Genomic DNA, 21,787 nt, shown 5'->3' with positions numbered 1-21,787 from the left:
ATTGAAATTTTTTAAAGGCAAAAAATAGATTATGGGTTTTACACCTCACGCTATCCACCAGCGCTACCAATATCGTAAAGCTATCTCGACCAGACCCTACAATGCACGTGGTAAAAACTTGCTACGCTGCGAGGCCTGCTTATTGGCGCAGCAGTTTTGTACCTGTGAATTTCGTCGACAGCTTGACTCCAATGTCAGCTTTTTATTGATCATGTATGACGATGAAGTGCTAAAGCCCAGTAATTCTGGACGCTTAATTGCCGATCTCATTCCCGATACCCATGCCTATATTTGGTCGCGTAATTACGCTAATCGAAAATTATTGCACTTGCTTAACTCACCGCACTATCAACCTTATGTGGTGTTTCCCAGTGAATACGCTAAACCGGGTCAAGCGGTTGTCGAGTCGGTGACTCAAGCCGCTCAAGCTGAACCGCTTACCTCAACAAAACGGCCATTATTTGTGTTACTCGATGGCAGTTGGCGAGAGGCGATTAAAATGTTCAGTAAAAGCCCTTATTTGCACCAACTGCCGCTATTATCTTTTACCCCAGAGACGGCTGCGCGTTATGGTTTACGTAAGGGCAGTCGCGATTTCCAGCTAGGCACCGCCGAAGTGGCCGCTTTAGCGCTAGCGAGCGCAGGCGAAGTCGCCAATGCTAATAGCCTTAATGCTTGGTTCTCATTGTTTATTGAGTCATCACTGTTCAGCCGTAGCCGTAAAAGCACCCTAGATCTCTCGCCGCTACAAGATTTGCAAGATGCATTTGAGCTGAGCCTCGACCGAACCCCCTGAAACGATGGCAGCTAACAAGAATATCAATGGGCTGTTGATGATACATGCTGAATGATTATGCTTGAATGTGAATATGGGTTAAAAATATCTCGGGGTTATATTTTTAAAATTGCATAAACCTGTTTTTTTATGCATCCCCAGTGCAAGCAGAGTTACTGTCGGCAAAAGTCGGTTATGGTGCGCCCTTATGGTTATGAAGGTTAAATACTTGATGCCAGAAGTGTGCGCTAAGCTCGCTTACTACTCTCGATTCACCATTGAGTAAAATCGCCATCCCCAGTTTCAGTTCAGGAGAATAGGCAATTTCTGCCACATAACCCGCGACCCAGCCCGCGTGATATATCAGCTTTTGCCCTTCAAATTGATAGATGCGCCACCCTTTACCATAGTGGGCATCGTCAAGATAGGCTCGCCAATCTCGCCGTCTAAGCTCTTTGGTGGAGCGCACACCTGGTGTCGTAATATCTTCAATTACTCGCATGGGCAACACATCGGGCCGATAGCCCATGTTAGCGATAAGCCATTTGCTGATGTCCTTGATGCTGGCATTTACCCCAGCAGCGGGCGCTAGTTGATAATAATTAGGTTTAACCTTGACGCGCTTAAAACCGCTACGGGTTTTGATATGCGGCTCAGCGCGATTATCGGCATCATTAAATGCCGTAAATCCAATGGAGGCGGTGTCCATTGCCAAAGGAGTAAATAGCCGCTGATTGATGAGCTCATCATAGGGTTGGCCACTTTCTTGCTCGATAGCCTGCTGAATAAATGAGAAGGCGATATTTTGATAGCTATAACATATGCCGGGATTGCAGATGGGCGTAAGTTTAGCAAATTGGTTGATAACCTTATCCAATTGCACATTGGCATTGATCAAGTTGTCGTAACTGTTAGGCATAAGGCCGCTGCTTTGGCCCACGATATGACCTAGAGTGATTTGCTGGCTTTGCTTGGGATCAGATAAGCGAAACTTGGGCACATAAGTGACTATTGGTTGTTGCCAGCTAAGACCGTGTTCATGTACCAATAAACTGGCAAGGGTGCCGGCGAAGGTTTTTGATATCGAAGCGAGGCGAAACACGGTATCGGCATTAACTTTTTCACTGCTGTCTTTGCTGCGCTTGCCAAAGGTTGTGAGGGTGATAATTTCATCACCTTGTACAATAACCATTGCGCCGCCAGGTACCTTATTATTTTTTAGTTCTCGGTGAAATTGGTGGTTAAAGTTCTCCGCCACATCTAGGTATGCAGAGGCTTTTACTGTATTGCTTGCGTCATAAGCCGAGAGTCGAGCGGGTGATGTCTGGGCGCAGGTCGATGTAGACATGATAATAAGCGCGATGCTATGAGTGGCTAAAACCCGTTTTACATTCATGCCGCTTTCCTATTTAGGTGATGGACGAGGTATCTTGATGTCGGCATCACTTTTCGCCATCAGATACGCCAACTCTGCAATATTGCTAACTTGCATCTTTTGCATCACTTTTTGTCGATGTAATTCAATGGTGCGCTGGGCGATATCAAGTTCATTGGCGATCACCTTATTGAGTTTACCTTCTAAGACTTTATACATCACTTGCCGCTCGCGTGGCGTTAAGCTGTCGATGCGCTCGCTCACGCTCGCTTGTTGGGCACGCTGCGCATAGCAACTGGCGGTATTGTGCTCCGCCAGCTTGATTAAGTTGTGGAGTTTATCACCATCAACCGGTTTTTCGAGAAAATCGAGCGCCCCTTTTTGAATCGATTGCACTGCCATATTGATAGTGCCATGGCCTGTTAGCATGATAACCGCAATCGGGCTGTGAGTAGATGTTATCCTATCTAATAACTCCATACCGTCGATACTGGGCATCTGAATATCTAATATGGCAATGCCTGGCTGTTGTAAATCGACTTGGGCAAGAAACGCCTCGCCCGAGCGAAAACTGTGAGTTTGAAGGCCCAGTCCATCGAGCATCCAGCTCAAAGAGTCCAATACATCTTGGTCATCGTCGACCAAATATAATTTACACATCAGTGTTTGCCTTAAGTGGAAGTGTTACGAGTATGGTTACACCACGTGGGTGTGGGGTTGCCCAGGGAGCGTCGCTGCTATTGAGTTCGCGATTATTCATGGCGCGGATTTTTCCTCCGTGCTCTTCAATAATGCGTTTACACACCACCATGCCTAATCCGAGTCCATGCACTTTTGACGTTTCAAAAGGGAAGAATAGTCGCTGCAGCGAGGCTTCGCTTAACCCTGTGCCATTATCGGTAATGGCAATATGTGCGGCTTGCTCAGTTTGACAAATTAACACCGCTAACTGAGGTCGGTCTATGGTTTCCATGGCATCAAGTGCATTGCGCAGCAGGTTAACCAGTACTTGCTGCATCAAGCTCACGTCAATACACACGCTCAGTGACATAAGCCTTAATTGAGGTTGCAGCTTCATTCGATTAAAGTCTGGTTGCATTAAATTAAGGGTATCTTGGATAAGCTCTTGCAAGTCACAATCTTGTAGCACACTGGGCTGGTGGCAAAACTGGCGAAAGCGTTTGATGGTACTTTGCGCTCGGTCCACTTGTTGTATTGTTTTAGTAAGGGCCGATTTTAACTCATCATGACCGTCTCCAAGACGATAAATACATCCTTGGGTGAGATAACGGATCCCAGCGAGCGGTTGATTGAGTTCATGGGCGATACCTGAAGCCATTTCACCGGTTAATAGCACTCGCTGCGCCTTATAAAATTGTTTTTGTTGTTCAAATAGCGCCTTTTGGGTGTTTTTGTGCTGCGCCATTTCATCGCTTAAGGCTTGAGTGCGCTTCACCACTAATCGTTTCACTCGCAGGTGGTGTAAGTATCCCAAAAGTAACACTAAGCCAGTGAGCATGGCCCAAGGCGTTAAATCCGCGACCAGTCGCTGCCAGTTGGTAACAAAGGGCCAGCGATCTAGATGTTCGAGTAAGGCAAAGACGTGATTGTCTTGCACTGGCGCTGACCAATATTGGTAACGCCCGCTAATCGCTTCATTATCGCCAGCCTCGATAGCCAACAGGGCGCGTACCACCTGGGTCGCAATACGATGATCTGTGTGCCCCAGTTTAGAAAACGCGTACGAGGGGTAAAGTTTGCTTGATACCTGACATTGAAAGTTGCTGTGCAGCTGGGGTAATAACACGTGCAGTTTATTGGCCGAAATTGTTGCCCTGTTAATGGCGCTTTCTAACACGCAACTGGGCAAAATGGCCACATCGGCACGATCTTCAATAATATAGTTGAGCAGTTTATCTTGAGGAAAACCAACAAAATCTAGCTGCTTAAGGTCACTAAGTGGGGCAATACCTTGTTCGACCATCTCTGCGGCAATAATTTGAAAACCGCCAAAGGCGTTGGGATCTGTTGAGATAACCCTAAGCTGTTTAAGATCGTTAAGACTATTGATATTAAAATCTTTTTTAGCGATTAAGGCTGAGCCTATGGCGTGTTCAGGCGTTGCTCGAGTGTGAGGGACTAAGGTCAACAGGTGGCTTACGCCATAATCTTTTTTAAATGCTACGGTAATGAGTGCGTTACCAATAATGAAGTCAAGCTCGTTATTGGCGACTCTTGCGACCAACTGATCGGGCGTGAGTGGCACTAATGTCAATGGCAGCCCAGTTTCTTTGCTCACCCGCGCCAAGGTTGGCGCCCAGCGTTGGTAGACCACCTCTGGTGCAGAAAAAGCCAGCGCGCCCACAGTTAAGGGGCGAGTTCGGGTGACTTTACGGTCATTGACCACACCACCTTGTGCTGCTTGAGTGACTGTTAATGTGATGTCGTTTGCGCCATAGCCCCTCCCCATGGGCACCATCAGCAGTAGGAGGATGATGCTCTTGAACATTGTCCTAAACATAGCTCTGAAGATAATGTGGGTTGATTGTAGGAAAAGTGGGTTTTGCGTGCGCCAACTCATTTCAAAGGCCAATTACAAATATCATAGTCAGCATTATGACTTACTTTGAGCTATTTTCTTAATTGCTTAATTACAAGAGGTGATCTGGCTCACAAGCGTCTCAGGGGCTTACCCGTATCGCGAACTCATCACCCAAAGGATCCAACAAACAGAGTAAAGCGGCTAATGGACAAGTTTAAAACTAAGATGACAACACTGGCTGATAAACACAGCAAATTTTTTGCTACCATTGACCTTGATAAGCACTAAGTTAATACGCATCCATGAATGGCCCATAAAATAGAACTGGCATATTAAGCCATATGATTGCGTCATATTTAGCTCGGTCTAATTAACATGACACACTTATTATGGGTAATAAAGTAATTAGTTTATAGGCTTATTGCTTTAGTTGCTTTAGTTGCTTTAGTTGCTTTTTATTGGTTGCTTTTATTAGTTTATCTGGATGATTTATTCAATTAACCACAAGATTGGTTTATTAAAACTCAATGGCGGATGATAAATAAAATCTTCACTTATCGTTAATTATGGTGAATGCGTTTTTTGATTTAAAAAATAAAGCCAACTTAATCGATTAAATTGGCTTTATGATTTCGATCCCATTACTAACTCAAGTTGTACTGCAAATATAGAGTGATTTGAGATCTAGTTCTCATTTTTAGGGCTCAACCTAAATTGGTTAAAACGGTTAGATTCAACTTTATCGCCTTGTTCGTTTAAATACCAAATGGCCTCGACATAATCATGCTGATTCACAAAGTCTAGTGCTTTATCTCGCGGCATCAAAAATAACATGGTTGAGATCACATCAGCATAAATCTGTTGATCATTTAAGACCACGGTAGTGGCAATACCATTCGGCTTAGGATAAAGAGTGGTAGGATCTATTAAGTGATGATATTGCTGCCCCTTCACCTCAAAATAACGTAAGTAATTACCGCTACTGACGATAGTCAAGTTTTGACCCGTTATCACTTCATGGAACTGTCCCTCAAAGCTGGCACATTTAGGCAATTGATAGTCACTTTTTTTACATAGCGGATCTTCAATCGCAGTGACAAACTGACGCCCCTCAGGATGCAGACCAAAGTGACGAATATTACCGCCTGCATTGATCATAAACTGCTGTGCGCCATCGATTTTTAATTGGTCATACACCTTTTCGGCCATCCAGCCTTTGGCGATACCGCCTAAATCGATACTCATGCCATCTTGTAGTTGAATGGTATTGGCCTGCCTATCGAGTTGTATCGCTTCGATGTGAGTCAATTTGGCTGCAGCTGTTAATTCTGTAGGTGTCGGAATACTGCACTGGCTGGGATCATTATTAGCCTTAATGCAGGCAAAACGATGATTGCGCCACAGGTCAATCACCGGCGACAGGGCAATATTAAAATAGCCATTGCTTTGCTTATACCAATCGATACCTGATGCGATAAGGTCGGTCAGCTGCGGATCGATACTATGGATTTTATTGGGAGACTCATTAATGGTTTTGATGTTGGTGACATGGGGGTAGGTGTTGTAATTGGATGCCAGATAGTGGTACTCCTGGATCACGGCTAATGCGTTACACAGCGCTGTTTTTGCTCGTACATTATCCATATTGTACAGATTGATAGTGACCGAGGTGCCAAAATACTTAACCGTGTTGAGTGTCGCGACCTTGTCATCAAAACTGATTAAACCGTTGGCTTCACATTGATAAAATTGCGTTAGTGTCTCGGGCGAATATTTATTGCTAGGTAATAGTTTTGCCGCGTTAACATCACTTGCTAACGCAGCAGCACTGCTACATAAAATAATCGCCGAAGCGAATAATGTGGGGAGTGAATATTTCATAGTGCATCTTTATTTGATTATTTAGCCTGCTATAAGAAGTATCACTAAATTAATGGTGCTACCTATTATATTCGCGAGAAATGTTACCTTGTTCAAAGTTATTAACGTTAAGTTGCAAACCTGCGGTTTTCCGCAATTGTCGAAATATCTGGTCGGTTTATGCTGATTGCCAATGATTAAATAAAAAAGGGCAATCAAAAGATGACCACTCATAAACGTTTTAAACAAAGCCTTATTTTCACCGCTATAACGCTTGCTAGCTTAACTACTGTCGGTTGTGCCACTCAAGTTGCGCCAGGTAAATATGTTGATGGCGTGCATCAAGTACAAGCCAAAGGTAAAAAAAGCCAAATTGTACTCGAAGTCAAAGTGGAGCAGGGGAATATCGTCGATATTAAAACCCAGTCTCATAATGAAACTGAATCATTATTTCTTAATGCCGAACGTTTATTGGCAAAAGTCCTGAAAAATAATGGTCATGAGGGTATCGATGCAGTTTCTGGTGCTACTTACTCATCAAACGGTATTTTAAAAGCGGTTAATAAGCTACCACGCGCTAACGGTATTCAACCTGAATATGTGGCTGTGGGTTCAAAAGAAGCCTCTGGTGACGATGATTTTAAATTGAAATGGTCGATTCAACCACAATTGGGCTTAATCTCAGGTGACTATTACTATGAAGAGGCTCGCTTCCGTCAGGGCCATAAAGGCAGCATGACCGTCGTCACTAACAGCGCCAACAAAGATGACGTTATCTTAGCCGAGTTTAACGAGAGCGGCCGTCCTAACTATTACACCCGTTTATACCAAGATGTACCTAAGCGTATGTCTGAATACAACTTCACTATGGGTAAGAAAAAAGGCACGGCGTGGGTGCAGTCAGCACTGACCATGGAAAAGTTGATGATGGACAAAGACCAACTCATCTTCGAACCTAACCCAAATCACGATCCTAAATTGGCTAACAAGCTAAAAGAGCCGAACCGTTTACGCTACCTAGGTATCGATATTGTTGCGGGCGCATCTAACAGTATTCAGCAGTCGATGATCCCATTAACGGCCAAGATTTATGATCAAATCCAAACTCAAGGTACCCATTACAAGTTCTATCAACACGCCGAAAAAGTGTTAGACAGCAAAGGCAAATGGACCGGGATCACTGGCATGTTACGTATCGTGGTCGACACCAACACTAAACAGATTGCTAAGGCGCAGTTTGATGAGATCTTCGCCGATGAAAAAGCGCAGATAGCAGATGCCTCAATGAAGAAGTATTACCGCCAATCAAAGTATGACTCGATCAATTATGTTGAGCCTGCACGCATCGGCTTTAACGTGATGTTTGATGCGCTTAACGAACACCTTAAGGCTGGTGGATCACTATTTGACATCAATGACTTACCTGCAACAGGTGACAGCGGCAGCTACGCGGCAACCGGTTTCACTAAGCGTTCAAGCTCATGGGATCTGTACCTAAAACATGCCGATATTCTGTATAAGCAGATGCGCGCCGATGGTGTGATTGTGGAACATAAACGTCCTGCGACTAAATAACCCCTTTATACAAAGATAAGAGATGATGATTATGAAAACATTTACGCTTTCTTTATTAGCCACCAGTCTACTTATGTCACCACAGTTGTTTGCTGATGATACGGTTAATTTTTATGGTCGTTTAGACTATTCAGTGACAAACTCAGATTCGGGTAGCGCAACTCACGACGGTAAAAGTGGCACTATTTTAGAAAACAACTTCAGCCGTCTTGGGGTTAAAGGCGAAACGGCGCTTAATCCAGACTGGTCAATTTTTTACAAGGTTGAAGTGGGCGTTAACGGCGCATCACAAAGCAAGTCAAACAATCCGTTCTCTGCACGTCCAACGTTTATCGGTATTAAGCACGACAGTTTAGGGGCACTTGCGGTAGGTCGTATCGACTCTGTATTTAAGATGGGCAAAGGCTTTGCCGATGCATTTGATAACTACAGCCTAAAGCACGATCGTCTTATGCCGGGTGACAAACGCCATGGCGATTCATTCGAGTATAAGAGCCCTAAATGGAACAAATTACAACTAGGCGCTAGCTATTTGATGGAAGACAACTACTTTGCCGAATCTGATGTTCGCAAAGACAACCCTAACTATCAAGTGGCTGTGACTTATGGTGATAAGTTCTTTAAAAGCGGTAACGTCTACCTTAACGCGGGTTACTCTGACGGTATCGAAGATATTAAAGCGACGCGCGTTGTTGGCCATATCAAGCTCGATAAATTAAAGCTTGGCACCATAATGCAACAAACTGAGTTGATGAATCCGAGCAAACCGCGTTATGAAGATCGTGATGGCTTCGGCTTTATCGTCAGCGCCACATATCAAATTGACCAACTATTGCTAAAAGCGCAATACGGCAATGATGATTCGGGTACGGGTAAGATTGCGCATCGCGTTTATGATGCACTTGGTAACGCGGCAGTAGCTGTGCCTGAAGTCAGCCAGTGGGCTGTTGGCGCTGAGTACCGCTTAGCTAAATCGACCCGTATTCACACCGAAATCGGCCAGTTTGATGTTAAACAATACTCAGACTTTGACGACACCATTGTGAGTTTAGGTCTGCGTTACGACTTCTAACGGATACACCATTCTTTCTGTTATCTCCCTGCAGAGCTGCACATGGATGTGCGCCCCCTGAGATCGAACATCAATATCACTTATCGCCAATCTTGCTCCATCGATGCCATCTTGCCTAAGTTACATGCTTCGCACAAAATCTGTAAATTGTTGATATCTAGCGCCAGTTCCGGATAACGCGATCTGGGTTTGATGTGGTCAACATGCAGTACCACGCCCGTTTGCACCGATGCTCCACAAGATACGCAGCGGCGGCCATAGCGTTCTAAGGCCTCTAAACGCAGCTTTAGCCAGGCTTTGCTTTTATAAAAATCGACGCTGTCGCTTAATGGTGATGCTTCAAAAGGAGCGTCAAAACTTAAGTGACCTTGGGTGTCACTGAAAAATGAGGCGTTGATATCGCATTCATCTTGATGTTTAACCAACCACTTGCCAATGCCACGCATCGCGCTTTGCTCCGTTTTGTAGTGTTTAGTGCGAATGCTATTGGCAATCCTAAACGTGACGCTAAAATATCGCTCCATTTATTGACTCCTACTTTTCATTGATTGGCACTTAGCTGCCACTTAACGTATGGCTTAACTGGCGCAGCATAAAACAGTTTTAACTATTTTTCATTAACTTACCTTTGGAAGCTGGCTAAATTTAAGGCTATTATGTATAGCCATGAAATGGCAGTCGACTCAATAAAATATGGATAAGGAGCCACATATGAACATCGCCAATAGCCCCAGATTACGTTTTGAGATGCTGACCCAAGATGATGCCCCGTTGCTGTTTGAGCTGGATCAAGACCCAGAGGTGATGCGCTACATTAACGGCGGTAAGCCTAGCACCATGGACGAGATAACTAATGTCATACTGCCACGGCTCAATGCTTATACCAATCCAGAGCAAGGTTGGGGCATATGGAAGGTCACGACATTAAGTGACAATGCGACCTTACCATCGACCTTTATTGGCTGGATTTTAGTGCGTCCTATGGATTTTTTTAGCGATAAGCCCAAGTATCATGATATTGAACTCGGTTGGCGCTTTAAAAAGTGCACTTGGGGCAAGGGTTACGCCACTGAAGCGGCGCGCGCAGTGAGTGATGCCATAATCTTGCAACCTAGGGTTAGCCATATCTCTGCCGTGGCCGATAAAGACAATATGGCCTCGATTAACATCATGCAAAAACTCGGCATGACCTATCAAAAAGTCGCGCCTTACTCAACACCAACTGGCGAGGTGCCCGTTGTGTATTACCAAAAACAAGTTCGTTAGGCTGGCATTGTCAGCCTAACGACATTAGCCGATATGATTGTCGCATGCCCGCACATTGAGTAAAGCGGGGTTCAGCGGCGTACATCCACAGCAAGTATCATTGCTCTTTTAGTAAGTAGATGTGTCGTCTGCTAGCTATGCTAAGTGCACATTTGTTAACATTCGCTACAAATTTGCCACAACCTATATTGCCTCGCGGTTTAAAGCAGCATAGCCAGCAGCAGAGATTAATTAACAATCATCAATATAAATGGTTAGCCGTAATAACATAACTTACTGATATTTAGTCGTATAACATAAATTTCAGCCTGTGAGTGAACGGCGATACCACCTAATCATCACTCTATTTCTAAAAAAAGGGGATTTCATGTACCGTATCGTTAACGGCGGACTCGTGACCGTAGCCTTGCTCAGTTGCACTAGCCTAAGTGCCAATGAATTTGTATTAAGTAAAGTCGCTAAACCTATCTCTCAAGCGGTGCAGCTGTCACTGGATCCGGCCCGTGATGATTTTTCAGGTTCGACCCAAATCTCCCTTAACGTGCTCAACGCCACTAAGGTGCTCGACATCAATGGGCTGGCCTACACTGCCAGTAATGTGACCTTGAGTGGCAATAAGCCCTGTGAAATGTCGGCCACCATGCTCGACACCGGCATAGTGAAACTCAGCTGCCCGCATACTATTACCCCAGGTGAATACACCTTGTCGCTCGATTTTACCGCCCCCTATAATCGGCAATCTGTCGGCTTATATAAGACTATCGATGGCGACTTACCTTATCTGTTTACCCAATTTGAGATGAGTGATGCACGTCGTGCATTTCCGCTATTCGATGAGCCTGAGTATAAAATTCCATTTCAGCTCACCATTAGCGCTCCTAGTAGCGAAAAGGTGTATAGCAATACTCCGGAGGTCGGCACTCAGCAGCAAGATGGCATGACCATACATACCTTTGCGCCAACGCAGATCATCTCCTCTTATTTAGTGGCGTTTGCGGTGGGACAATTTGAAGAGATAGAAGTGAAGGGCATGAGTGTCCCTGGCCGGGTGATCACCACTAAAGGTAAAATTGCGTCAGCCAAATATGCCGCCGAGCAGATGCCTATCGTATTAGGAGCATTGGAGGACTACTTTGGTGTTGATTATCCTTTTGCAAAACTCGATTCTGTCGCCGTACCAGAGTTTCCGTTTGGCGCCATGGAAAATGCCGGGTTAGTCACTTACCGTGAAGATATTTTGTTACTCGATAATGCCAGCGCCACCCAAAGTGCCCGTCAACGTACGGTCTCTATCGTAGGCCATGAGCTAGCCCATCAGTGGTATGGCAACTTAGTGACCATGGCGTGGTGGAATGATTTATGGTTAAACGAAGCGTTTGCTAGTTGGATGGCCGCTAAAATTACCCATCAGACTCATCCAGAATTTGAGTCCAACTTGCGTTTGCCCAAAAACCGCGTCATGAGCCTAGATGCGCGTTTATCGACCAAGCCCATTCGCAAGCCGATTAATAATGAGGCCGATATTATGGATGGCTTAGGCTTAGCCTATAGCAAAGGGGAAGCCGTGCTCGCCATGGTTGAAAACTGGATTGGGGAAAGCGCTTTTAAGGCGGGTATTCGTCAATATATTCAAGATCATGCTTATAAAAATACCACCGCCGACGATCTGTGGAACGCGCTGGCGAAAGCCTCAGGTAAAGATGTCCCCCAAGTGCTACGCACTTTTATCGAGCAATCATCTTACCCACTAGTGAAAGTCAGTCTTAATGGTGATCAACTAACCTTATCTCAGCAGCGCTTTGTGAGTGCAGGGACGCAAGCTCCGGCGCAAATCTGGACAGTGCCTGTGTCGCTTAAGTTTGGCGATGCTAAACAGAGTCAGCAACAAACTTTACTGCTTGATAAGCCAAGTCAAACTTTTACATTGCCCTTTGCCCCCACTTGGGTCTTCCCCGATGCCGACGGCATGGGTTATTACCGTTGGTTACTGCCTGAGCAACAACTGAGTGCATTATTAGCCACAGCCAAAACGGCACTCAATCCACGTGAGCGACTCGCGTTGCTGTCGGGCGCCGATGCTCTGCTTGATGCAGGCTTTATTGATGGCGGCGCACTGCTCAATATTGTCGGCGAATTTGTCGATGATCAGCATCCACAGGTGGTCGCCAGTGCATTAGGGCTGTTGCAGGCACAAAAACAGACCTTTATCGACGCTAGCAATCATCAGCTATGGGCTAAGTTTGTGACCGCCAGAGCCCAGTTAGCGGTCAAGCGTTATGGTTTATCGACCGTCGATGGCGAAGATCCACAGATAAGCAAATTGCGCCCAACACTGATTGCGCTGCTTGGGTTTGAGGGACAAGATCCCAATGTCATTGCAACAGCAACCAAACAGACACAGGCGTATTTAACGCAAAGCGATGCGGCCGATCCCTACCTGATTGGTACTTATCTGCAGATAGCCGCGTTTAATGGCGATGACACCTTGCTTGAGCAGATGCAGCGTCAGTTTGAAATCACTAAAGATGCTCAACAACGCACTCATCTATTGTATGCCTTAGGTTATGCGCCTGCGGGCAAGTTGCAGCAACAGATATTGGCTTACAGTCTGACCGATGCGATAACCGCGCCGGATCTGAGTTATCTTTATGCGGGGCAGTTGTATCGTGATGATCGCAAACAAGCTTTTCGTGATTGGGCCTATGCACATTACGCTGCCATAGCCAGTAAATTACCGCCGTTTGCACTGCCTCGCTTACCCGGTTACCTCGCCAGTGGTTGTGAGCTTGCACCACTTGAGCGTGCTGAGGTGTTTTTCACCCCAAAAGTTGAACAAGTCGCCGGTTATGGCCGCAGTTTAGCTAAACTTAATGAGCAGGTTAATGACTGCGTTATATTAAAACAGCGCGAGCAGGCCAGTGTGGTGAGTTTTCTTCAGCAGCAATAGCTACTCAGCTATAACTTATTATGACCAAAGCCCGCATGTGTGGGCTTTTTTTTGCGTAGCTTGATGGTTGTTAAATAAGCGATACGATAAAATAACGCCACCAGAGCAATTGGGCCTGGCTGTATGATTTAGGCGGCGAGTGCAGTTAATGGCCAACACTGCTATTTTATCGCGTAAAGCTACTGTAAATTGATGTCGACTTTGATAAAATGCCGCAAAATTTTCATCGAGAGTTAATTATGCCAATGTACGTTGTGGGACATAAGATCCCTGATTCAGATTCTATTTGCGGTGCAATCGCGCTCGCTTACCTTAAAAATCAGATAGGCGAAGCGGCCATTGCAGCCCGTCTTGGCGAACTTTCACCGGAAACGGCCTTTATTCTGGAGCGTTTTGGTTTTGACGCGCCTGAATTTAAAGAAAGTTATGCTGGCGAAGAAGTGTATATTGTTGACCACTCTGAATTAACTCAAGCGCCTGACGATATTGAGCAAGCCACGATTGTGGGGATTGTCGATCACCATAAATTGGGTGACTTAACCACATCGACTCCGCTTGAGTGCTGGATCCGCCCAGTGGGTTGTAGCAACACAGTGATCAAGATGATGTACGATTTCTATGGTGTTGAAATTCCTAAAGATATCGCTGGCATCATGCTATGTGCTATTTTAAGTGACACAGTGATCTTTAAATCTCCGACGTGCACCACTGCCGACATAAAATGTGTTGAAGCGCTAGCTGACATTGCCGGTATTGAAGATTACAAAGCCCTAGGCATGGAGATGTTTAAGGTGAAGTCTGCGGTCGAAGGCACGCCAGTACGCGATCTGGTGATGCGCGATTTTAAAGACTTCAACATGAATGGTAAACTCATCGGTATTGGTCAGCTTGAAGTGATCGATTTGTCAGTATTTGACGACATCAAAGCCGATCTTGAAACCGATATTGCCGCCTTAAAAGCGGAAGGTAACCGTCACAGTGTGCTGTTGTTGCTCACCGATATCATGAAAGAAGGCTCTGAAATGTTGGTGGTGTCTGATGACAGCGAACTCACCACCCGCGCCTATGGCAAAGCGACCGAAAATGGCCGCGTTTGGCTTGATGGTGTGTTGAGCCGTAAAAAGCAGGTGGTGCCGCCATTACAAGATGCGCTAGCATAAAGCTACTCCCTTATATTGATAACTTGTATTGATAGTCAGTTGTAAAAAAGCCGGCAGTTGCCGGCTTTTTTTGTGGCGCGTGTTAAGGCCTATGGCTTAGTCGGCTTTTTTGGCTTGTTGCTTCGCATGCTGCCGTAATTTTTGCAGGCGTTTATCCGCTATACCTAACACTGTCTGCGGCGGATAATCTTCAAACTCAAAGTCCCGCTCGCCGCAAGCTATGTCTGTGAGTAATTCAATGGCTTCTGAAACATGATTAATCGCCCAGATAGAGAAACGTCCTTCGTTAACCGCTGTCACTATGTCGGCGCGCAGCATTAAATTTTGCACGTTGGCCTGTGGAATAATCACCCCTTGGCTATCGCTGCGTCCTTTTATGGTACAAACATCGAAAAAACCTTCGATTTTTTCATTAACGCCACCGATAGGCTGAGCATGACCAAATTGATTCATCGAGCCTGTGATCGCAATATCTTGCCTTAATGGCAGGCCCGAAAACGCCGATAAAATAGCACATAACTCGGCCATCGATGCGCTGTCGCCATCGACGCCACCGTAATTTTGCTCGAAGGTGAGGTGAGTCGACAGAGGGATTTTATCGGTTTGACCAAACAAGGTTGCCAAGTAAGCGGTTAAGATCATCACCCCTTTTGAGTGAATACTGCCACCAAGATCTACCTTGCGTTCAATATCAAATACTGCCCCTTCACCGTAGGCAGTGGTGGCCGTTATACGATTAGGTACCCCAAATTGATGATCCGAGGTGGCAATAACCGATAACGCATTTATCTGACCGACAACCTTGTTGGCCGTGTCGATAAGAGTGGTGCCATCGACAAAACTTTGCATCACATTATCTTTTAAGCGGCACACTCTAAGCTCATGATTATAGAGGGCTTGCTCTACATGACTAACTCTTATCATATTGGCGTTGCTGGATTTTGCTACGTAATTAGCTTCACGTAATAGGTTAGCAATGTCGGCTGAGTGTAGGGATAATTTATGCTTTGAGTCGGCCTGACGCGCACTAAACTCGATGATCCGTTTTATGGCCCCTCTATCGCAATGCAGCATCTTATTACCACGGACAATACTGGAGATAAATTGGGCGTAAAGCGCCTCAGATTGTGCGGTGCGTGGCATCTCGTCTTCAAAGTCGGCGGTCACTCTAAATAGCTCTTTAAACTCAGGATCGTAATGTTGTAATAGCTGGTAGGTTTGATAATCGCCAAAGAGAATAATCTTAACATTGAGCGGCATTGGCTCGGGATCAAGCGAAATGGTGCCCGATAAGGTTACCTCTCGTTCGAGTGAGCTTAAGCTTAACTGGCGTGATCGCAGTGCCCGCTTTAATCCATCCCACACATAAGGCTGCTCTAATACCTTGATGGCATCGATCATCAACACTCCACCGTTGGCGCGGTGTAGGCTGCCTGGGCGGATCAAAGAGAAATCAGAAAAAATAGTGCCTTTAAAGGTCGCATTCTCGATGTAACCAAAAATATTGTGATAATTAGGGCTCTCTTCCACCACGATAGGCATGGTTTTATCGGCTTGATTAACCAGTACATTCACTTGATATCGGCGGGGCATTTTTTTCTGCATCGACGCATAAGCAAGTGCAACTTGTTCTTCATTTTGCTCTAAGAAAATATCCAGATTTTCGATAATATCTTTATGCATATCATGCAGGTGGGCCTTAATCACGGGATAGTCTGCATAGCTTAGCTTTAATGGATCCATTAAATGCACTAAGACATCTTGAGCCACCTGTTCGTCATGCTTTTGTTGTTGATCGCTATAACGCTCTTCCCAAGCAGTAAATTTACGCACCACTTCACGCAGCTTTGATTCTATTTCACTGATGTTATTTTCAAGCGTCTGTTGCTGTTTATGACTTAATGCTGCAAATGTGGCTTCAGAGTGGGGTTCATCACCATTCATGGCGAGCAATTCATAGCTGCCCTGAGCGGTAATGCTTAAGCTAATGTGTTTAGCCGCGGCCTCTTTAGTGATCTTATTTAATGCCGCTTCTTGTTTACTGGCAAGTTGTGCTTTTAATTTGTCTGCCCGGGTATAGTAAATCTCGTTATCGAATGCCAAGGGCAGGGCTTTGACGAGTCGTTTCATCAACTCTTCAATATCTTTTTTAAATTGGGCGCCTTTACCCTGAGGCAGTTGCAGCACCTTGGGGGTGCGAGCGTCAGTAAAATTAACCACATAACACCAGTCATAAAGCGGATGATGCAGACCAGGATCATAACGGTCTAAATAGCGCATCACCATCGTTCGCTTACCCAAACCATTACGGCCGATGGCGTAAATATTGTAGCCTTTGTCCTGCATCGACATGGCAAACTCAACGGCACTTTGGGCCCGCTCTTGGCCAACGATTTTATCTAACGGGTTAAGGCTTTTAGTCGATTTTACTTTGGCATCTAAACTGCTTAGCAGGGATGGTAGGTAAAGTTCGGCACTGGTAAGAGGGGAGATTGGCATACGCTAACTATCTCATATGAAAATATTAACTTCAGTGTAAACAGCGGTCACACAAATGACAGCAGTCATTTACTCAATTAAGGCCATATTATTAACAAACCGGTTCGTTTGATTGTTTTTCATACTAAAAATAATCTATTCCCTATGATTTATAGTGGATCCTTTAGAGGAAAATACGCCAGTAGGTGATACTTAAGTGAATGATCCAGATAAAAATCGTGTCATCTTCACGCCACACACACATAACTTATTGGCCTGCTGAATGACATTACTTGTTGTCAAACCTAACCCCGCTGATAAATAAACTTGCGCCTTTGTAGCTGGCTGCTAAAATAACTGTGTTTATATACAGTGTACTTATTGGGTCTTATCTATGCGTGTTATTCCTTTTCCAGCAAGTGCTGGCATTACTGGATTCGAAAGCCCTGCGGCTGAGTATTGCCAATTAGGCTTAAGTTTAGATGAACTACTGATAGTACATCCCAACGCGACTTTCATCGGGTTGGCACAGGGGGATTCAATGCAAGGCGTCGGCATTTTTGATGGTGATGTGATTATTGTTGACCGCCATGAATGCGCCCGCAGTGGCGATGTCATAGTGGCCAACTTCAATGGTGAGTTTGTCTGTAAAATTATCGACACCCAGCGACGTTTATTGCTGTCATGTAACCAACAATATCAACCTATTAGCATTCACGACCACGATATTTTTAATATCGAAGGCGTTGTCACTCGATCGATTCGTTGTCACCGTCAAAGCCCACTACTGGTGGATCATTAAGGTGATGTTTTTATGTTTGCCTTAATCGATGCCAACGCGTTTTATTGCAGTGCCGAGCAGGTTTTTCGTCCCGATTGGCGCGGTAAACCTATCGTAGTATTAAGTAATAACGATGGGTGTGTTGTTGCCGCAAATCGACAGGCAAAAGAAGCCGGCATCCAAAAATTTGTGCCTTATTTTAAAGTGAAATCATTGTGTGAGCAGCGCGGGGTCATTGCCTGCTCGTCCAACTATGAGTTGTATGCTGATTTATCCAATAAAATGATGAATATCATTGGCCGTTTTGCTCCTGAGCAGCATGTGTATTCGATTGATGAATCATTTCTCTCCTTTAAAAAGAGTTATCCGGCAATTCCATGCCTACGAACCCAAGGCCAACTCATCCGCCGTACCGTTTGGAAAGAAACCCGTTTACCGGTTTGTGTTGGTATGGGCGAAACAATGACATTGGCGAAAATCGCTAATCATGCCGCAAAGAAAATTGAAGGCTATCAAGGAGTTTGTGTTATCGATAGCGAGCAGGAACGTGTGGCCATTTTAACGCAATTGGCAGTGAGTGATGTATGGGGAATTGGACGGCGGCTAAGTAAACGGCTGCAATTAATGCAAATAACCACCGCATATGAACTTGCCACTATGCCACCAGGCGCCGCCCGTAAACAATTTGGTATCGAGGTTGAGCGCACCGTGCGAGAACTCAACGGCCAGGTATGTAAAGTGTGGGATGAAGCGCGAGCTGATAAGCAGCAGATCTTCTCCACCAGAAGTATGGGGCAACGCATTTGCGATAAGTCATCGTTATTACAAGCCTTAAGTAAACATGTTGCCATTGCTGCAGCAAAAGCGCGCAAGCAAGGCTTATGTTGTCAAACCATGCTGCTATTTGCCAATAACTCTCCCTATGACGACCAACCCACAGGATTTAAAACCACTGGCTTTAAAACCTTAGTCGAGTTGCCTTGTGCCACCAATTGCAGCATTGAGCTAACCAAAGCCATGACCCAAGCGGCACATAAGTTATTTAGGGAAGGGGTACGGTATTACAAAATTGGCATAGGTTTACTTGAGTTAACCAGTGACAAATACTGTCAGCTCGATTTATTTACTGTCTCAAAAGCTAATTTACCCCTCATGCAAACCTTAGATGGTATTAATCAACGTTATGGAACCGATGCAGTATTTCTTGCCGCTCAAGGTATTGAACCCAAATGGATGATGCGCCGTGACTTACTTACACCACAATACACCACCAAATGGCACTCAGTGCCACAGATAAAATGTTGATATATTCTAGTTATGACACAACGGCGATAAGGCAGAGCTTTATCAGCTGGTTGAATCAATCCTGTGACTCTCATCGCGCAGACCTATAAATGTACTTAGAGTCAATCGTTGGCGTTTTTATATGGCGATGGTGGTTTCTAGTTTAGTTAGTTCGAATTTAGAGCGTAAAATCTAACAATGAGGTCACTCATCGAGTGAGTTTTGATTATCGGCTTACGGCGTAGTTGATTATAGAGAGAGAATTATCCCAAACGACAAAAATGCTACATTTGAAGTTGAATTCGCGAGGTCAAAAGTCAGGTCAAGTTACTGACAAGATAAATATTTCACCAAGAAAATTAGCATAAACTCACGACCGAGACTACGCTATTTTTGTAGTATTTCACTGAACAATACTCAAAGTAGATGAGGGTTTGAAGAAGTTTGGGTATCTAATGGGTCTTTCTTTTGGATGTGTTACATCTGAATAGAAAGCTGATTTGGAACGTGAAACGATGGATGTCAATAGTGAAATAGCAAGAACACTAGGCAGTGATAGAGCGTTTTTACTTTTGCCAGCTTCGCTTATGGAGTAACCATGCTTTCGCTGAACGATGGCAGAATGTTAGGTGATATTTAAACTGCAATATTTAATAGTGTTAATGATAAAATCTGTGGAGGCGCTATGTTTAAAGTTGGTTCTAGTTTATTGATTTGTTTAATATTGTTTGCATGTAGTTCTATGCCAAAAGATTGGTCTGGTATGTCAGCGGATGAGATCTCAGCTTGGAAGTCAGCAGGCTTTACTTCTGCATTAGCTCAAAAATGGCATCTTAGCGGTTTTAATGCTGCTGAAGCATCAGATTGGAACATCGCGGGCTTTAATTTAGAAGATGCAATGGCGTGGGGGGGACAGAAGTTTCTACCTCAAGAAGCGAAGAGCTGGCGTGATTCTGGGTTCGATTTAGAGGATGCGGTTGAGAGCCGCAACAAAGGATTGACTCCTATCCGGCAAAATTAATCTTCTCACATGCTACATCACTGGACGCATAACCTTGCGTCCTTTTTAGTAGGCCAATATGTAATGATTTAACGATGGAAATAAAATATTGGTCAGAAGATAATTCCGCATTTGCACTTCATAGCTGACTATTGGGTTGAACTCGTTCTTATTTATCAAGGAAAAGCTGACCTCGTCACTACCATTAGGTAATTTAACGTGGGAAGGCTTCATAACATCAGGCGTAAGAACACGAATAAAGTCTTCATACTGTTGAGAGGTCAAACTACTAAGAGTCATAAGCAGAAGATTTTTTGCTTGATTTCTGCCATTTAGAAAACTTGCTCGTGGCGTCTTTAAGTCGTAGTTGTACGTCTGTCCGGTATCGTCTAAGTATTAGTGGGTCTTCATCTCGGTACGCTGTAGTTAGATAAGTGCGAGAAAGATACGAAATGAAATTACAAACAACTTGGAAATGTTTTGCAGCGGTTCGCTTTTTCTGCGTGAGAGTGTGTTGCTTGTTAGTTGGCTGTGGAAGCATAACCACATTAGAAATTTGCTTATCTTAAAGTAGGTAATCCCAGAACGCTGCAACTCATGGGTCAAAGCTTCTACATCTCGATACTCACTTTGATGAAATGAGAAATCGAGAGATACGCAATGTTTTGCCAATCAAAAATCGTAAAACAGTTTGAGCGAATCAAGATAAGATTTTTGAGTTCCAAGTGCTTTTTGCATTAACTCTTCTTCTAACCACCTTAACGCCAACAATGGGGGCATAGTGGTCAACACATCCATCAGGCAGTAAAACTCGCCATTACAATTTTCAACTTTGTACATGATCAACTTACTACTCGTAGATTTGTGCTTTATGTACGAATATACGCATAGAGATTTCGCTGAGTCAAATGACAACGGATTTCATGTAAGGTATTGATCTAGATCATACATGTACTAAATCACAACCAGACCAAATTTAACATAATATACATTGTGCGCATCTTGGTGTAAGGCTGTAGAAATGGAATTGTGTAGTGGTAATTGCCATTACATTTTAAAGATAAGCATTCCACGCCCATAAGTCATGGTTTGAATCATGAGTCGATAGATAGCGCCTTACCATATATAAACATCGGTCAGGCATAATTACCTTAACGCTATCGAGTCAAACAATTTTTATTGGTTTGGTTGTTGGGCTGCCAAGCGACGCAACATTGAGTGTTTAGATAGATCAATGCTACCGATAATTGTCTGTGACCATGACCATTAACCGAATCACTCAGTAGTAATCCGCTTAGTTGAATACCGCAAATGAGCTATGAACACATCTAATGTCTAAGGCGTTTGGTCAATTAATTCCGTATAACAGTATTTCTTATCGTCAACACTGTAGCGAACATTAATCGGTTGGCACTCAACTGAGTCTTTTAAAGGCATCGCTACGTGAAATCTAGCGTGGTTTTACCCACACAGATTTGTTGTATGCACGTAGCGACGCCTTAATTTTAACCTCACAGTGCTGCACTTATGAGTATTAGTATTTACTATGATTGGTGCACTATTTACTTGAGTTTAGAAATCGTTTAAAGCATCCATAAGTAAATTGAATAAAACATCATCTTTACTTAAAATGTATAGCCAACATTTAATATACCAAAGGTTGACACATAAA

At 44.3% G+C, this 21,787-nt stretch carries 15 protein-coding genes; 9 read left to right on the top strand and 6 right to left on the bottom strand.

Annotated elements, in window-relative coordinates:
• The first annotated feature begins 31 nt into the window (after positions 1–31).
• Complete coding sequence (locus DVO77_RS07755) at positions 32–796, top strand: tRNA-uridine aminocarboxypropyltransferase (RefSeq protein WP_119977936.1); 765 nt, start codon at positions 32–34, stop codon at positions 794–796.
• A gap of 172 nt (positions 797–968) precedes the next feature.
• Here DVO77_RS07755 and DVO77_RS07750 read toward each other — a convergent pair whose 3' ends face one another.
• From DVO77_RS07750 to DVO77_RS07735, 4 genes are all read right to left on the bottom strand, one after another.
• Positions 969–2,171 (bottom strand): serine hydrolase domain-containing protein, encoded by a 1,203-nt coding sequence (locus DVO77_RS07750; RefSeq protein ID WP_249038132.1) that lies wholly within the window; start codon positions 2,169–2,171, stop codon positions 969–971.
• 9 nt (positions 2,172–2,180) lie between these two features.
• Complete coding sequence (locus DVO77_RS07745; protein WP_119977935.1) at positions 2,181–2,810, bottom strand: response regulator transcription factor; 630 nt, start codon at positions 2,808–2,810, stop codon at positions 2,181–2,183.
• Positions 2,803–4,659, bottom strand: coding sequence for a sensor histidine kinase (locus DVO77_RS07740; RefSeq protein WP_249038131.1), 1,857 nt, complete (start codon positions 4,657–4,659; stop codon positions 2,803–2,805). Before DVO77_RS07740 ends, DVO77_RS07745 begins: the two co-directional genes overlap by 8 nt.
• A 717-nt stretch (positions 4,660–5,376) precedes the next feature.
• Positions 5,377–6,573 (bottom strand): FAD:protein FMN transferase, encoded by a 1,197-nt coding sequence (locus tag DVO77_RS07735; protein WP_119977934.1) that lies wholly within the window; start codon positions 6,571–6,573, stop codon positions 5,377–5,379.
• Between the two features lie 201 nt (positions 6,574–6,774).
• Here DVO77_RS07735 and DVO77_RS07730 point away from each other — a divergent pair, with 201 nt between their 5' ends.
• Together DVO77_RS07730 and DVO77_RS07725 are read left to right on the top strand one after the other, a co-directional pair.
• Positions 6,775–8,127 carry an FMN-binding protein gene (locus tag DVO77_RS07730; protein WP_119977933.1) on the top strand — a complete coding sequence of 451 codons (1,353 nt, stop codon included), beginning with the start codon at positions 6,775–6,777 and terminating at the stop codon, positions 8,125–8,127.
• A 31-nt stretch (positions 8,128–8,158) separates the two neighbouring features.
• Entirely contained in the window at positions 8,159–9,199 is a 1,041-nt protein-coding gene (locus tag DVO77_RS07725; protein ID WP_162924163.1) for a porin, read from the top strand.
• A gap of 80 nt (positions 9,200–9,279) precedes the next feature.
• Here DVO77_RS07725 and DVO77_RS07720 read toward each other — a convergent pair whose 3' ends face one another.
• Positions 9,280–9,723, bottom strand: coding sequence for an HNH endonuclease (locus DVO77_RS07720; RefSeq protein ID WP_204165120.1), 444 nt, complete (start codon positions 9,721–9,723; stop codon positions 9,280–9,282).
• A 187-nt stretch (positions 9,724–9,910) separates the two neighbouring features.
• Here DVO77_RS07720 and DVO77_RS07715 point away from each other — a divergent pair, with 187 nt between their 5' ends.
• The 3 genes from DVO77_RS07715 (at position 9,911) to DVO77_RS07705 (ending at position 14,572) form a co-directional block, all read left to right on the top strand.
• Complete coding sequence (locus DVO77_RS07715; protein ID WP_110457638.1) at positions 9,911–10,465, top strand: GNAT family N-acetyltransferase; 555 nt, start codon at positions 9,911–9,913, stop codon at positions 10,463–10,465.
• A 367-nt stretch (positions 10,466–10,832) separates the two neighbouring features.
• Complete coding sequence (locus DVO77_RS07710; protein WP_119977931.1) at positions 10,833–13,412, top strand: M1 family metallopeptidase; 2,580 nt, start codon at positions 10,833–10,835, stop codon at positions 13,410–13,412.
• Between the two features lie 239 nt (positions 13,413–13,651).
• Positions 13,652–14,572, top strand: a complete 921-nt coding sequence (locus tag DVO77_RS07705) for a manganese-dependent inorganic pyrophosphatase (protein ID WP_119978034.1) — start codon at positions 13,652–13,654, stop codon at positions 14,570–14,572.
• Positions 14,573–14,668: 96 nt separating this feature from the next.
• Here the strand turns inward: DVO77_RS07705 and DVO77_RS07700 are convergent, their stop codons facing one another.
• Positions 14,669–17,071: a Lon protease family protein gene (locus DVO77_RS07700; protein ID WP_119977930.1), complete on the bottom strand. Its 2,403-nt coding sequence runs from the start codon at positions 17,069–17,071 to the stop codon at positions 14,669–14,671.
• A gap of 373 nt (positions 17,072–17,444) precedes the next feature.
• On the opposite strand from DVO77_RS07700, the gene DVO77_RS07695 reads away from it, so the two are divergent.
• The 3 genes from DVO77_RS07695 (at position 17,445) to DVO77_RS07685 (ending at position 20,136) form a co-directional block, all read left to right on the top strand.
• Positions 17,445–17,852, top strand: coding sequence for a LexA family protein (locus DVO77_RS07695; RefSeq protein ID WP_110457635.1), 408 nt, complete (start codon positions 17,445–17,447; stop codon positions 17,850–17,852).
• A 12-nt stretch (positions 17,853–17,864) separates the two neighbouring features.
• The gene (locus tag DVO77_RS07690) at positions 17,865–19,136 is read left to right on the top strand and encodes a Y-family DNA polymerase (RefSeq protein WP_119977929.1); all 1,272 of its coding nucleotides are present in this window, start codon (positions 17,865–17,867) and stop codon (positions 19,134–19,136) included.
• Between the two features lie 664 nt (positions 19,137–19,800).
• The gene (locus tag DVO77_RS07685; RefSeq protein WP_119977928.1) at positions 19,801–20,136 is read left to right on the top strand and encodes a hypothetical protein; all 336 of its coding nucleotides are present in this window, start codon (positions 19,801–19,803) and stop codon (positions 20,134–20,136) included.
• Positions 20,137–21,787 lie beyond the last annotated feature (1,651 nt).

This window comes from Shewanella algidipiscicola, assembly GCF_003605125.1.
GTDB lineage: Bacteria > Pseudomonadota > Gammaproteobacteria > Enterobacterales > Shewanellaceae > Shewanella > Shewanella algidipiscicola.
The sequence above is the reverse complement of the archived record's forward strand: the minus strand, read 5'-3'. Positions and strand labels throughout refer to the sequence as shown.